Genomic DNA, 15,335 nt, shown 5'->3' with positions numbered 1-15,335 from the left:
CTCTGGCCCCGGACGATCCGCCGGGAGACCCGTGACGGGGCCGGCCCCGCAGGCCCGTCCCGTCACGGAAGTCCTTCCGTCCGTCACCGCCGCACGTGTGTCCGTCACACGTGCGGCGGACGCGCGCCGCACCGACCGCACGGCCCGGACCGCGGACACCGTGTGTCCCGCCGCGCCGTCCGTCCCCGTCCGGGGACGGTCAGTCCTCATGAACGGTGATCGAGCCGGACGGGCACAGGTCGCCCGCGGCACGGACCCCCTCCGCGTCCGCCTCTTCGGGCTCCTTCACCAGCAGGGTGACGATCCCGTCCTCGTCCTGGTCGAAGACCTCCGGCGCGTTCAGCGCGCACTGGCCGGCTCCGACGCACCGCTCGCTGTCGACGGTGACGCGCATGCTCGTTGCTCCTCGTGGGGGTGGGTACTCGGGCGGCGGTGGGACCGGGTGCCGCCGGGACCGTCCGGCGGCACCCGGGAGCCGGTGGCCTACCAGCGCACCGGCAGCTCGTGGAGTCCGAACAGGATCCCGTCGTACTTGAAGGCCAGCTCGTCCATCGGGACGGCCAGCTCCAGCGTCGGGATGCGCTCGAACAGCTTGCGGTAGGCGATCTCCATCTCGACCCGCACCAGGTTCTGGCCGAGGCACTGGTGGACGCCGTACCCGAACGCCACGTGACGGCGCTCGGAACGCTCCGGGTTGAAGGCGTGCGGGCAGCCGAACACCTCGGTGTCGTGGTTGGCGGCGGCCAGCAGCGGCACGATGCCCTCGCCCTTGCGGATGAGCTGACCGGCGATCTCCACGTCCTCCACCGCGACCCGCAGCGCCACCATGTCGGCCACCGAGTGCAGCCGCAGCAATTCCTCCACCAGCCGCTCGTTGCCGATCCACTGCGGGTTGGTGAGCAGGGTGACCACGCCGAGGCCGATGTTGTTGGCGGTGGTCTCGTGTCCCGCGATCAGCAGGAGCAGCAGTACGCCCGACAGCTCCACGCTGGTGAGCTGTCCGGTGGCCAGCAGCCGGCTGATCAGGTCGTCTCCGGGCCACTTCTCCTTGATGGCGATCAACCGGTTGATGTAGCGCAGCAGTTCCCGGGTGGCGGTGGCCCGCTCCTCGTCGGTGGAGGTGCGGATGGCGACCAGGGTGCGGGTGCGGGACTCGAAGAAGTCACGGTCCGCCGGCGGCACACCCAGCAGCGAGGAGATCACCAGGGACGGCACCGGCAGCGCGAAGTCGCTGATCAGGTCGGCGTGGTCGCCCGCGGCGAGCATCGCGTCGATGCGCTCGTCCACGGTGCGCTCGATCGCCGGACGCAGCTCCCGGACCCGCCGCACGGTGAACTCGGGGATGAGCACCTTGCGGAACCGGTCGTGCTCGGGTGAGTCCAGGCCGACGAACCAGCCCGGGATCTGGTCCTGCTTGGGCACGCCCATCGTCTCACCGACGTTGGGGAAGCCCTCGTTGTCCGGATTGGCGCTGATCTTCGGGTGGGTGAGCACCGCGCGTACGTCCTCGTGCCGGGTCACCAGCCAGATCGGCACCCCGTTCGGCAGGTGGGACAGCACCAGACCGTTCTGCTCGCGGTGGCTCGCGTACTGGGACAGGGGCAGCGGTTCCTCCGGCGTGCGCCGGGGGAACCCGACCACCGTGGGGCCGGTGCTGGTCGTCATGTCCGTTCCTTCTTCCTCTTCCTGAGGTTTCCGAGGGCGCCGCGCGATCCCGCGGCGCGTCCCGGCGGTCAGCCCGCGGAGTAGAACTCCCGGACGGCACCGGTCACGTACTCCTGGTCGGCGGCGGTCAGTCCCGTGTGGGTGGGCAGGTACAGACCGTCCTCGCTGAAACGGTGCGCGTTCAGGGACGGCCACACCGGATCGAGGTAACCGGGCTGCCTGCTCATGGGCTTGAAGAAGAGCCGGGTCTCGATGCCCCGTTCGGCCAGATGCGCCCGGAGCTCCTCGCGCCGCTCGGCACGCAGGTCGTACATCCACAGCACGTCCCGCGGCGGCATCAGCGTGATCCCGGGAATGTCCTCGAGCCCCGCGTCGTAGCGGGCCTCGATCTCACGGCGGGCGGCCAGGATCTCGTCCAGCCGCTCCACCTGGGCCAGCGCCACGGCCGCCTGCATGGCGGTCATGCGGAAGTTGTAGGCCAGCTTCTTGTGCAGGAAGCTGTGGTCGCGGGTGAATGCCATGGCCCGCAGGTGCGCGAGCTGCTCGGCCAGCCGCGGGTCGTCGGTGAGGCAGACGCCGCCCTCACCCGCGGTGATGATCTTGTTGGCGAAGAGCGAGAAGCACGCGATGTCCCCGACCGGCCGCACTCCGTGCGCCTCCGCCGAGTCCTCGACCACCCGCAGGTTGTACTGGTGCGCGAGGTCCATCACCGCGTCCATGTCGCAGCGGCGCCCGTAGACGTGCACCGGCATCAGCGCCTTGGTACGCGGGGTGATCCTCTCCTCGATCAGGGAGACGTCGATGTTCAGGTCGTCCCCGCAGTCCACGAAGACCGGCGTCGCCCCGGTGTAGGTCACCGCCCAGGCGGAGGCCACCATGGTGAACTCCGGCACGATCACCTCGTCGCCGGGACCGATGCCCAGCGCGCGCAGCGCCAGGGTCAGCGCGGCCGTGCCGGAGGAACAGGCGACGCCGTGCGCCACGCCGTTCCACTCGGCGAACGCCTCCTCGAAGCGCCGCACGTAGGGGCCCTGCGAGGAGATCCAGCCGCCGGTGACGGCGTCGGTGACGTACTCCAGTTCACGCCCGTCGAGGGCGGGCCGGGAGACGGGGTGGGTGAAAGACATGCGTCCTCGCTGCGATGGTGCGTGCGGTGGCTGGAAGGAGGGGACGGCCGGCTGCGCACCGGCCGGCGCACGGTCGGGCGTCATGGTTTCGGCAGCAGGCCCAGGACCAGGTCGGCCGCCGTCTTGCGCCCGCCGGCCGCGCGCTGGAGGGCGCCGAGGCGCTCCGCCCGCTCGCGGAAGGACGGGTCCTCGACGACCCGGGTGAGCTTGTCGACGACGTCGTCCGGGTCGACGGTCTCCGGCCGGTCCAGGGTCAGGCTGACGCCGAAGTCGCGGCCGCGCACCGCCTGGTCGAAGCAGTCCACCCACAGCGGCCGCACCACCTGCGGCTTACCGAAGTAGACGCCCTCGTGATAAGCGTTGCCGCCGCCGTGCGAGAAGAACACCGACACCTTCGGGTGGGCCAGCACGTCCAGTTGGGACGGCACCCAGCTCTCCACCCGCAGATTGCCGGGCAGTGAACCGGCCGGCGGCAGCAGATGCTGCTGCTCCTCGGGCAGCTTCCACAGGAACTGGTGGCGGTCCGACATCCGGCGGACCACCTCCACCAGCGCCGCGACCTCCTCGCGGGTCAGCCGGGTGATGGTGCCGAAGCCCATGTAGACCACCGACGACTGCCGGTCCAGCCAGCCGCGGAGGTCCTCCTCGTCCGGGCACTCCGGCAGCGGCGGCAGCAGGGCGCCCACCAGGCGGAGCTTCTCCGGGACGTCGAAGGGATAGTCCAGTTCCGGAATGGAGGAGCACAGCACCATCTCGGCCGCGTCCACCCGGGTCAGGGCGTTGGGCGGGGCGATGCCGAGCTCCTTGCGGATCGCGGCGTCCTCCTTGAGCACCCTGCCCATCGAGGGGTGCAGGAACATGAAGAGCGTCCGCCACTTGAACAGCGTGTTCGCCAGCCTCTGCCGGGGGGTCATCTCCAGCGGCAGACCGGAGTTCGGGACCGGGAAGTTCTTCGGGGTGTAGGACGCGCCGAACGGGTTGTGCGAGGTCAGCACGTTGCTCGGGACGAACGGCACCGACAGCACGTACGGGATCCGGTGGGTGAGCGCGAGGTCGACACCGAAGCCGCTCACGCAGTCGATCACCATCAGCGCCGGCCCGACCTCCTCGACCACCTTCTCCAGGGCGCGGTACTTGAGCGCCTGGAGGGCCGGCCTGTACGACTGCCGGACCACGGCGCGGTGCGCCTTGAACCGGGAGGACTGCGTGACCTCCCGGTACACGGCGTCGTCCCACGTCACCGCCGACAGCTCGGACACCACCTCGCCCAGCGAGGCGAACGACACCGCGGAGTCGGCGGCCAGCGCCTTGACGTCCGCGCGCCGGTGCTCGTCGGTGGCGAACCACAGGTCGGGCACACCACGCCGGGCCAGTTCCCCGGCCAGCACCAGCAACGGGTTGAGCAGCCCGCTCTCGGGGAGACCGACGAAGAGGATCGGCCGTGCGGCGGAGTCCATGAGGGCCCTTTCACGAGGTGACTGCCGAAGCCGCCGGCCGGCCGCGCGGGCACGGCCGGCAGGTGGACAGGCAGGACGGAGCTGTCCGTGTGCGGCCCGTCGGCCGGGGCCCGAGTCGGGCGGCGCCGACCGCACTCCACCTTGATCTCACGCCCGTAACCAGGAAATCCTTAGACTTGCCCCGCGCGGCCGGACGGGACACCCGGCGCGAGGCAGCGGGCGGATCTGTGCCGAGGGAACCGGCGTTCCCTGTACGGTGGTGCGCACCGAGCGTTCCGCATGTGCCGAAGGCGGGGGCTGCCCATCGGAGCGTTGTCCCGGCTTCAGCACGACGCAAGGGAGACAACGTGACGAACCGGGAACGGGCCACCGGCCCGTCCCTTCCCCTGGTCGGCCGTGAGGCCCACCTGGGGACGCTCGCCGCCGGAGCCGCCGCCGCCCGTGCCGGGCAGCCCCAGCTGATCGTCCTCGACGGGCCGGCGGGGGTCGGCAAGACCTCACTGCTGCGGGCCGCCCTCGACGGCGGGCCCTGCGACGGCATGACCGTGCTGTACGGGGCCTGCAGGGCGATCGACTCCGGCAGCGGATACAGCGGTGTGCGCGCCCTGTTCGGACCGCTCAACCTCACCGCCCGCCGCAGCCGTGCTTCGTCGCTGCTCGTGGGAAGCGCCCGCCGCGCCCTGCCCGCCCTGGCCCCCGACCGCGTCGACGGGGACACCGCGTCCGGCGCCACCTACCCCGCGCTGAACGGCCTGTACTGGCTCGCCGCCAACCTCATGGCGGACCGCCCCCTGGTGCTGGCCCTCGACGACGTCCACTGGTGCGACGAACGGTCCCTGCGCTGGCTCGACTTCCTCCTGCGCCGCGCCGACGGAATGCCGCTGCTCGTCGTACTCGCCCAGCGCACCGCGTCCGAGCGCACGGCCGGCCCGGCGCTGACCGATCTGGTGGCCCACCACCGGCCCCTGGTGCTGCGTGTGCCGGCACTGTCGGCCCGCGACGTCGAGGCACTCGTCCGCCGGGCCTTCCCCGAGACCCCGCCGCGGCCGTCCTTCGTCGACACCCTCACCGCCGTGACCGGCGGCAGTCCCCTGGAGCTCCAGCGCATCCTGCACAAGTTGCGCACCGCCGGGATGAGTCCCGACGACACGGGCGCCCGGCGGATCACCGAGCTGGGCGGACGGGTCGTCGCCACCTCCGTGCGCGAGGTGCTGGACAGCCAGCCGGCCGGCGTGCGCGAGGTGGCCCGGGCGCTGGCCGTGCTCGGTCCGGAACGGCCCGAACACCTCGCCGCCCTCGCCGGGGTGTCCGCCGTGCGGGTCGAGGAGGCCGTGGACGTCCTGCGCCGATCCGCCCTCGTCCGGCCCGACCGGACCGAACTGGCGCACGATCTGGTGCGTGCGGCGGTTCTCTCCACGGTCGGTTCCGCGGCCCTCGCCGATCTGCGCACCCGGGCCGCCCAACTGCTCAGCGACGTCGGACGCTCCCCCGAGCAGATAGCCGGCCAGCTGCTGCTCCTCCCACGAGCCGACCAGCCGTGGATGACCGCCGTCCTCCTGGACGCCGCCGCGCAGGCGGAGCAGCGGGGAGCTCCGGAGGCCGCCGCGCGCTACCTGGAGCGCGTCATGGAGACCGGGCCGGACACACCGGAGATCCGGATGCGGCTCGCCGGAGTCCTCTCCGAGACGGATCCGGCCCGCTCCCTGACACTGCTGCACGAGGCACTGGAACTCACCGGTGACGTCCGCACCCGCGCGACGGTCGCGACCCGGCTCGCACTGATCTGCCTGCGCGTCCAGCGGTCACCCGAAGGCGCCCGCATACTGACCGAGGCCCTGGACGCCCTCCACACCGCACTCGGCACCGATCCCGAACCCGCCGACCGCGAACTCCTCACCCTGGCCGAAGCCACCCTGCTGATCGTCGGTGCCGACGAGAAGAGCACCCTGCCCGCGGTGCGCGAGCGGGCCGCCCTGCTGACCCCGCCGCCGGGGGACACGCCCGCCCAGCGCCAGCAGCTCGCCATGCTCACCGTGCTCACCGCGATGGACGGCCGTTCCGCCGCCGAGTCGGTCCGCCAGGCCCGACGTGCCCTGCGCTCCCCGGACGCGGCACTCGGCGCGTGGTCGCTGCTGCCGGCCTCCCTCGCGCTCTCCCTCGCCGACGAGACCGGCGAGGCACTCGACGCGCTGGAGACGGTGCTGCGCGACAGCCGACGGACCGCGGCGGTGTGGACGTACGTCCTCGCGCTCTCCACCCGCTCCTTCGTCCACCTCGACCAGGGCGGCGTCCCCCAGGCACTGGCGGACGCCCACACCGCCCTCGGCCTGCTCGAGGAGGGGAACTGGGGCGAGGGCGCCGCCCTCCCGCAGATCGCCTGCGCGCTCGCCCTCACCGAACGCGGTGAGCCCGACCGGGCCGAGGAGGTGCTCGGCACCATCAAGCGCCCGCGCATCGAGGCCTTCGCGTGGGAGTACCACTGGTACCTCATGGCGCGGGCGCGGGCACGGTACGCGCGCGGCGACTCGGAGAGCGCTCTCGAACTGCTGCGCACCTGCGGGGACTCCCTGGCCCGGGCAGGACTCGCCAATCCGGTCCTGGCTCCCTGGTGGCTGGACGCCGCCTGTCTGCTGGCGGAGTCGGGCCGCTTCGACGAGGCCCGGGCGGCGGCCGGCCAGGGTGCCGGACCCGCCGGACGCTGGGGAACTCCGCGTGCCCTGGGCTACGCCGCCCTGGCCCGCGGCGTCGCCACGCCCGGCCCGGAAGGAATCGCCGGGCTCCGGGAGGCGGTGCGCCGGCTGGCAGCCTCACCGGCCCGTGCCGACCACGCCCGCGCGTTGCTGCTGCTGGGCCGGGCCCTGCTGGCCGACGGTGCGCCGGGCGAGGCACGCGAACACCTGCGGGAGGCGGTCGCGCTCGCCGGCCGCTGCGGCTGCTTGGCGCTCGCCCGGCGGGCCCGCGAGGAACTGGTCGGGGCCGGCGGCAGGATGCGCGAGGTCACGGTGTCACCGCTGGACATCCTGACCGGCACGGAACGCACGGTGGCCACGCTGGTCGCCTCGGGAATGACCAACCGGGAGGTCGCGGAGTCCTTGTTCGTGACGGTACGCACAGTGGAGCTCCACCTCACGAGCACCTACCGCAAACTCGGGATCACCCGCCGCGCCGAGCTCGCGGGCGTCCTGCGCGAGGACACCCCGCCCGCTCCCGATCTCCGCGAGGGGCACACCGGCCCCGATGCGGCCAGGTGAGGCCATGTCGGCACAAGGCGATGCGATGAACGTCCCGGACCGGACGGACGAGGAAGGGGGCGGGCGTCCCCGCGGCCACGAGCCGCCGCTCGCCGATCTCCCCCTCCTGGAACGTGACCGCGAGCAGGCCGTGCTGTCCGCCGTGATCGGCGAGCTGCGATCGGGCCGCCCGGCCGTGGTCACGGTGACGGGAGAACCCGGCGCGGGACAGGGCGAGCTGCTGCGGTGGGCGGCCCGGCACGCCGCCGAGCGGGGACTGCGTGTTCTCACGGCTCGCGCGACACCCGCGGAGCAGGACCTGCGCTACGGTGTGGTCGGCCAACTGCTGGCGGGACACGAGGAGTTCGCCGGTCATCTGCCGCACCTCCTCCTCGACCAGGGCGGACCCGGCCGGTTCCCGGGGCTCACCCGTCTGCTCACCGTGGCCCGTGACCGGCCCACCCTCCTGGTGGTGGAGGACGTCCACCAGCTCGACCCCGACTCGCTGCGCTGGCTGGAGGCCCTGATACGCCGGTTGCCCCGCGCACCGCTGGCTGTGCTCACCGGCAGCATCCGCACGGCGGACATCGGCCTCGACTGGTGCGCGGGCAGCCCGCTCACCGGTTCGGCCACCACCGTCGAACTGGCGCTGCCCGGCCTCACCCACGCCGGGACGGCCGACGCCGTACGGGCCGTCTGCGGCACCCTCGGCGACCGTTCCTTCGTCGCCGCCGTGGCCGAGGCGACCGGGGGCAACCCCGCCGTCGTACGCGACACCCTGCGCCGCTTCGCCCGAACGGGGCACCCGCCGGACGCCGAACACGTGGAGCACGTCCGTGCCATCGCGACCGACGTGACCGGCGAGCACGCCGCCGCGGCGCTCGGCGGGGTGCGGGACCCCGCCGCCCTCGACGCCCTGCGCGCCCTCGCGGTCTGTGACGACCTCCTCGACTTCCCGTTGGTCCTGGCCCTGGCCGGGCCGGGCGCCCTGTCCGAGACCCGGCTCCGCGCCGCCCTGCTGGACAGCGGTCTGGTCGCCGTGCGCGACGGCCGGTTCCGGGTGCGCGGTCCGGTCGTGCGTGCCCGTGTCATCGAGGAGATGCCCATCGCCGCACGTGCCGACCTGTACGCACGCGCCGCCGAACTGGCCCACCGGGCGGCCGCGGACGACCAGGGCATCGGCGATCTGCTGCTGCCGGCCCGCCCGGTCGGCGCTCCGTGGGCGGTGGACACGCTGTGCCGTGCCGCCGCCGCCGCGCTCCGCGGTGGCCGCCGCGACCGTGCCGCCGCCTATCTCTCCCGCGCCCTGGCCGAACCGCTGTCCGAGGAGACCCGTATCCGTATCCTGCTCCAACTGGCCGGCGTGGAGCTGGTGATCGCGCCCGTCGCCGCCGGGCGCCGCATGGACGGCATCATCCGCGACCCCGGAGAGGCGGCCGAGGCGTTCCGGGCGCTGGCCGGCGACCTGTGCCTCCTCGGCGGTGACGCGGACACCGCCTGGCATGCCCTTGCCGAGTGCCTCGCCGGCAGCCGGCCGGACGGGGAGCGGGCGGCACCGTCCGACCCGGGGGCGGCGGAGGCCGCCACCGCCCGGCACGAGGAACTCACCGCCCTGTTCCGGGTGGCGCAGCCGTTGCGCCGGGCGCCCGTCGGGATCGCCTTCCCGCCGGCACCGGACGTGCCTCGTGCGTCGTGGAACCCGGCCATGAACGGTGTGCGGGCGTGGGAGGCCGCCGTGCGGAACGCCGACCGCGAGGAGGCCCGCCGGCTGGCCCGTGCGGCCCTGGCCCCCGATCCCTCCGGCCGGCCCCCGCTCACCGTGCCCAGACTGCTGGCCTGCCGCACGCTCCTGCTCACCGAGGACGGGGAGGAGGCCGAGACACACCTGTGCGCCCTGCTGGCCGAGGCCCGCCGCGAACACTGTTCCGTGGCCGTCGCCCGGGTGCTCGCCCTCCGCGCCGAACTCCACCTGCGGCACGGCCGTCCCGACTCCGCCGCCCGAGATCTGGCCGCCGCCGACCTCGAACTGCCTCCGGACAGCAGGCACCCGCTGTCCTACCCCTACTGGACGGCGCTCGGTGTCCTCACCGATCTGGCCAACGGCCGGCCGGACCGGGCGCGTGCCGCCGCCGGGCGCCCCGTGCCTCCTGTGGCCGAGGAGTCCGTCGGTGTTGCCCCCCTGCTGTTCGCCCGAGGCCTGCTGGCCCGGGCCGACGACGATCCCCACCGGGCCCGTTCGCTCTTCCGGGCCTGCGGGCGCTGGCTCCTGCAGTACGGCTGGACCAACCCGGCGCTCCTGCCCTGGCGCTCCCAGGCCGCCGAGGCGGCCCACGCCCTCGGTGACGCCGCACAGGCCCTGAGGCTGGCGCGGGAGGAACTCGAACTCGCCGAACGCTGGGGCACGCCCGGCTCGATCGGCGCGGCCCAGCTCTGCCTGGCCATGATGAGCGGTGAGGAGCGCGTCCAGTGGCTCCGGTCGGCCGTCGACAGCCTCGGCCGGGCTCCTTCCCGGGGCGCCTACACGCGCGCGGTCGTGGCACTGGCCTCCGCCGAGAGCGGCGAGCCCGACCGCGGAACGGCTGTCGCCGCCCCGATGGCCGGCACGGCCGGCACCGCAAGCGCCGGACCGCACGGTGTCGCGGTACGGCGGCCGGGCGTTCCCGCGCCCTCGCCCACGCGGGCCCGGACCGACGAACCGCCGCCCGCGTGGCGGACCCTCGCACCGGGGGAGCGGACCGCCGCCGCGCTCGCCGCCCGGGGTCTCGCCAACCGGGAGATAGCCGCCGCGCTGTCGGTGACCACCCGCACCGTGGAGCTGCGCCTCAGCGGTGTCTACCGCAAGCTTCGCATCCGAGGACGCGACGAACTGCGCACCCTGGTTCAAGGCACGAAGGATGACTGACCGCATGCTGCTGGAGCGCACCACCGAAACATCCCTGGTCGACGCGGCGCTGGCCGCCGCGGGTCGGGGCAGATCCTCTCTGATCCTGGTCACCGGACCGCTCGGCATCGGGCGGTCGGCCCTGTTGCGGTCCCTGCCCGCGCTCGCCGACGGCCACGACGACATCCGGGTGCTGCGGGCCAACGCGGCGCCCATGGAACAGGACTTCGCCTTCGGAGTCGTACGGCAGCTCTTCGAGAGCCTGCTGTCCGACTCGTCCGAGGACACCCGCGCCCGCTGGATGGACGCCCACGCCTCCTTCGCCCGGCACGTCTTCGCCGACGACAGCGTCTCACCCGGAGCGGACCAGGCCGCCGCGGCCACCGAGGCGGTCCTGCACGGCCTGCTGTCCCTCCTGGCCAACGTCAGCGCCGACGGCAGGCTCCTCGTCCTCGTCGACGACCTCCAGTGGTCCGACGTGCCTTCCCTGCGCTGGCTCACCTACCTGGCCAAACGGCTGCACGGCCTGCGGGCCGTGGTCGTGTGCGCCCTGCGTGACGGGGACCCCCGCACCCATCACACCCTGGTGCGGGAAGTCAGGGAGGCCGCCACCCAGTCCCTCCGGCCCGCGTCGCTCAGCCTCGACGCCACCCACGAGCTGGTGCGTGAGCGCTTCGGTGAGCCCGGCGACGACACCTTCGTGCGCGCCTGTCACGAGACGGCCGTCGGCAACCCCCTGTTCCTGATGTCCATTCTGCTCGGCATGGAACACGCCGGCCTGCGGCCGCTCGCCGAACACGCCGACCGGGCACGGTCGCTGCGCCCCTCGCAACTGCGGGAGCGCCTCGCCGGCATCCTGCGCACCCAGGCCCAGCCGGTCCGTGACCTCGCGGCCGCCATCGCGGTACTCGGCGACCACGTCGACCCTGACAACGTTGCCTGCCTGGCGCGCCTCGACTCCGTGGGCTACCCGGCGGCGCTGCGCACCCTGGCGGCCCTCGGCCTCGTCACCGCGGACGACGAGCCGCGTTTCGTCCACCGCGTCGTACGGGACGCCGCCGAGTCGACCCTGACCATGGTCCGGCGTGAGCAGCTCCACGACGAGGCAGCCGCCCTGCTCTACGCCTCCGGCCGTCCCGCCGAGCAGGTCGCCGCACAGCTCATGGCCGTCGTCACCCGGCACCAGCCCTGGATCGTGGACGTCCTGCGGTCCGCCGCCGACACCGCCCTGCGCCGGGGTGCTCCCGACGCCGCGGCCCGCTACCTGCGACGCGCCCTTCTCGACAGCGCCGCGCAGGGCATCGACCGGGCCCGCCTGCTCGTCGAACTCGGCACCGCCGAGCGCGTCTTCGACCCGCCGTCCTGCGAACGGCACATCGCTCAGGCGATCAGCCTGCTGCCCGAGGCACGGGACCGCGCCGCGGCGGTGCTGCGCATCGCGCCCACCCCCCTCGGCCCCGCTCCGTCCGGTGTGGTCGACCTGCTGCGCCAGGCCGCGGAGGGACTCGGGCCGGCCGCCGCGCTCACCGGAACCGATCGCGACCTCGCCCTGCGCCTGGAGGCCAGGCTGCGTCACTGCGCCTATGAGGATCCCTACGAACTCGCCGACGCCGCCGAGCGGTTGCGGCAGCTCGGTTCCGCCCCGCCGTTGGACACCGGCGGCGAGCGGGAGCTGACGATCGCCCTGCTCCTCGCCGCCACCTTCGGCGCCGGCCTGCCGGCCGCGGACGTGGTCCGCCGGGCGGAACGCGTTCTGGACCGGGAGCCGGCGACCTCCGCCCGCGTCCAGTCCACCCTTCCCCTGGTGGTCATCACCATGGTCGCCGCCGACTCCGTGGAGGCACTCGACTCCTGGCTCGCCGTCGAGTACCGGGCCCGGGAACAGCCCACCACGCCGACCGACGCGCTGGTGCACATCGAACGGGCCCTGATCCACATCGGCCGGGGCCGGCTCGACCAGGCCCGCGAACAGTCCGAGACCGCCCTGCGCATGACCGAGGCCGACCGGCACAGTCTCGGCACGGTCGCCACCCTCGCGCACGCCATGGTGGCGTTGGAGACCCGGGACCCCTCACTGGCCCGACGCGTGGTCCGGCGTGCCGAACACATCCGCGGCGAGGGACTGACCGTCACCACGATGCTGCGGCTGCTGCGGGCCGCCGGTGACGTGGCGGCCGGCGACCTCACCGGAGCGCTGGACTCCCTCCAGTCCTGCGGCCGCCGCCTGGACGCCGCCGGCTGGCAGAACCCGGTGTTGTTCCCCTGGCGTCCCTGGGCCATCGGTGTCCATCGCCGCCTCGGAGACCTCCGTGCAGCGCGTTCCCTCGCGGAGGAGGAGCACGCACGGGCCGAACGGTGGGGGGCGCCGGTGGGTCTGGGCCGGGCGCTGCGCCTGCTGGGCGTGCTGGAGGAGGGCGGCCGGGGAACGGCTCTGCTGCGTCAGGCGGTCACCGTACTGCGCGGCTCCGCCCATCAGCTGGAACTCGCCCGTGCCCTGCTCGCGCTCGCCGAACGTCTGGGCGGGGGAGCGGAGTCGGAGGCCCTGGCCCGGGAGGCCGCCACGCTGGCCACCGCGTGCGGTGCGCCGTGGCTGGTGGAACGCGCTGCCGTCGGCGCAGGGCCCTCGCTCTCCGCCGTCCCCGCCCCGGAGGTCGTCCTCACCCGCACCGAACGCCGGGTCGCCGCCTTCGCGTGCAAGGGGCTGACGAACCAGGAGATCGCCGAGACCATGGGAGTCAGCTCCCGGGCGGTGGAGAAGCACCTCACCCATTCCTACCGGAAACTCGGTATCGCCGGCCGAAGAGAACTGATCGCCCTGATTTCCGGAACGTAATGGGCATCCGGCCCGAGAGAATGAGCAGTTTCCGAACGCCCGGAAACGGTGCGCAGAATTCAACCACCGTGCCCGGGCGTTTCCGTGTGGCGGGCCCGCGGTGTGGCGAGGGCTCCGTCCGGAGGGCGCCCGCCCGCCCCGTCGGGCCGACCCCATCGACCCCACGTGCCGAACGTACTCCTCTGACTGCTCCCACCAGGGATTTCGTTCGGTATGGGCGGTGTGCCCGCTCGCGGTCGCCACGGGCACACCGAACCCCCGGACACCGAACCCCTTCGGTACGGGACCGTACCTGCCGAAGGGACGACCACAGTATTGGCGGACCGGCCCCGGTTCACATTGACCTGCGGATACCCGTCTCCGTAATCTCCGCATCATTCAGTCACCAGCACGGCGTTTCAGCGGGACCGGGCACTTCCGTGTCCTCTCCGAAAGACGTCCGTTTCCTGGTTCCCTCGCCGCACGACGCAGAAGGGTCTGAGTTCCTTGACGCTCTTCCCCCACGACCTCGTCATGGATCGTCCGCACGCCGTCGACGGGACCGAGGCGCTGGACGCCGCGGCCGCCGGTGTCCACGGGTCCCACACCTCCGTGGCCTGCCTGGATCCCACCCTGACCATCCAGCAGGTCAGCCAGGAGTTCGACCGCCGGTTCGGCAGTCCCGTGGAGGACCTCTGCGGCCGGCCCTTCTGCGACCTGGTGCACCCCGGCGTCCGGCAGCCCCTGATGCAGCAGTTCTCCCGCATGCTGGAGGGCAAGCGGCACCGGTTCACCACCGAGGCCATCATCGTGGGCCAGGACACCGCGCACACGCTTCCGCTGACCGCGATGGCGGTGCGCGGCGGTCACATCCCGGACGTCGCCGCGATCCTGGTGATGCTGCCCGCGGCGGAAGGCGAGAGTGCGGACGCCGGGGTCGTGGTGCCCCGGAAGAAGCTTCTCAGCGAGGTCGACGCCCGTATCCTCGAAGGCATAGCCGCCGGTGTCTCCACCGTGCCGCTCGCCTCCCGCCTCTACCTCAGCCGCCAGGGAGTCGAGTACCACGTCTCCGGTCTGCTCCGAAAGCTCAAGGTGCCGAACCGGGCCGCCCTGGTGTCCCGGGCCTACTCCATGGGCGTGCTCAAGGTCGGCACCTGGCCGCCGAAGGTCGTCGAGGACTTCATCAAATGAGTCCGGTACCAGCTGAGCGGTGCGCGCTCCGCCGAGGGGGCGACCGGCTGCCCCTCTCTCCCCGACGGGTGGCACGGTGGGCTCCACGACCGAACTGAACGGCTCGCCCGCCGACCCGCAGGCGCTGCGGACACTGGCCCTGACCAACTACGGCCACTTCACCACCATGGCGGTCGAGGACGGCCGGGTCCGCGGACCGGAACTGCACCTCGACCGGCTGGCCCGTGACTGCCGCGTCCTCTTCGACGTGCCGCTCGACCTCGGGCGGGTGCGGGCCTGGGCGCGCCGGGCGGTGCCGGCGACAGGCCGGTGCACCGTACGGATCACCGTCTTCGATCCGGCCCTCCACCTCGGCAACATCGGCCAGGACGCGGATCCGCAGGTTCTGGTGACGGCCAGGCCCGTGCCCGCCACCGGGGTGGAGCCGCTGCGGGTGCGGTCCGCCGTTCACCTCCGGGACCTGCCGGAGGTGAAGGGCGTCGGCCTGTTCGGCGTACTGCGGCTGCGGCGCGAGGCGCGCAGGGACGGCTTCGACGACGTCCTGTTCACGGACGGCGACTCGACGGTGCTGGAGGGCAGCACCTGGAACGTCGGCGTCGTCCGCGGGGGCCGAGTGGTCTGGCCCGCCGGCCCGGCCCTGGCGGGCACCGCCCGTGAGCTCCTGCGCCGTGCCGGGGCCGGGACGACCGCCCGCGTCGCATTACCCGAACTGGCCGCGTGCGAAGCCGTGTTCGCGACCAACGCCGCCGTCGGGGTCGTCCCCGTCACCCGGGTGGACGACCTCGTGTTCCCCGTCGACCACCCCACGGTGACCGGCCTCGCCGAACGCTACGCGTCGCTCCCGGCCGAGAGGCTGTAGTCGGCACGCGCCCCGGCCCGGGGCGCGTGCACGCCACACCATTGACAGGTCTACATCAAAGCGACACGCTTGAGAGCGCTCTCAGATCCTCCCCCCACCGACGAAGTCGAACG

Annotated in this window: 9 protein-coding genes; 5 read left to right on the top strand and 4 right to left on the bottom strand. The window is 73.2% G+C overall.

Features of this window, described 5'->3' with window-relative positions; genetic code table 11:
* Nucleotides 1-199 precede the first annotated feature (199 nt).
* The 4 genes from ACFXAE_RS24865 to ACFXAE_RS24850 form a co-directional block, all read right to left on the bottom strand.
* Nucleotides 200-394 (bottom strand): ferredoxin, encoded by a 195-nt coding sequence (locus ACFXAE_RS24865; protein WP_384718585.1) that lies wholly within the window; start codon nt 392-394, stop codon nt 200-202.
* Nucleotides 395-483: 89 nt separating this feature from the next.
* Complete coding sequence (locus tag ACFXAE_RS24860; RefSeq protein WP_384718583.1) at nt 484-1,665, bottom strand: cytochrome P450; 1,182 nt, start codon at nt 1,663-1,665, stop codon at nt 484-486.
* A 68-nt stretch (nt 1,666-1,733) separates the two neighbouring features.
* Complete coding sequence (locus ACFXAE_RS24855) at nt 1,734-2,792, bottom strand: DegT/DnrJ/EryC1/StrS family aminotransferase (protein WP_384718581.1); 1,059 nt, start codon at nt 2,790-2,792, stop codon at nt 1,734-1,736.
* Between the two features lie 80 nt (nt 2,793-2,872).
* The gene (locus ACFXAE_RS24850) at nt 2,873-4,249 is read right to left on the bottom strand and encodes a glycosyltransferase (RefSeq protein WP_384718579.1); all 1,377 of its coding nucleotides are present in this window, start codon (nt 4,247-4,249) and stop codon (nt 2,873-2,875) included.
* 347 nt (nt 4,250-4,596) lie between these two features.
* Between ACFXAE_RS24850 and ACFXAE_RS24845 the strand changes: the two genes are divergently transcribed.
* The 5 genes from ACFXAE_RS24845 to ACFXAE_RS24825 all read left to right on the top strand — a co-directional run bounded on the left by ACFXAE_RS24845 (nt 4,597) and on the right by ACFXAE_RS24825 (nt 15,222).
* Entirely contained in the window at nt 4,597-7,500 is a 2,904-nt protein-coding gene (locus tag ACFXAE_RS24845; RefSeq protein ID WP_384718577.1) for an AAA family ATPase, read from the top strand.
* Nucleotides 7,501-7,525: 25 nt separating this feature from the next.
* Entirely contained in the window at nt 7,526-10,381 is a 2,856-nt protein-coding gene (locus tag ACFXAE_RS24840) for an AAA family ATPase (protein ID WP_384718575.1), read from the top strand.
* Between the two features lie 4 nt (nt 10,382-10,385).
* Nucleotides 10,386-13,193, top strand: coding sequence for an ATP-binding protein (locus ACFXAE_RS24835; protein WP_384718589.1), 2,808 nt, complete (start codon nt 10,386-10,388; stop codon nt 13,191-13,193).
* A gap of 513 nt (nt 13,194-13,706) precedes the next feature.
* On the top strand, nt 13,707-14,363 hold the full coding sequence (locus ACFXAE_RS24830; protein WP_384718573.1) for a LuxR C-terminal-related transcriptional regulator: 657 nt from the start codon (nt 13,707-13,709) through the stop codon (nt 14,361-14,363).
* Nucleotides 14,364-14,439: 76 nt separating this feature from the next.
* Nucleotides 14,440-15,222: an aminotransferase class IV gene (locus tag ACFXAE_RS24825; RefSeq protein ID WP_384718571.1), complete on the top strand. Its 783-nt coding sequence runs from the start codon at nt 14,440-14,442 to the stop codon at nt 15,220-15,222.
* The last annotated feature ends 113 nt before the right edge of the window (nt 15,223-15,335 follow it).

The sequence above is a fragment of the Streptomyces sp. NPDC059454 genome, from assembly GCF_042749965.1.
In the GTDB taxonomy this organism is placed as follows: Bacteria; Actinomycetota; Actinomycetes; order Streptomycetales; family Streptomycetaceae; genus Streptomyces.
The sequence above is the reverse complement of the archived record's forward strand: the minus strand, read 5'-3'. Positions and strand labels throughout refer to the sequence as shown.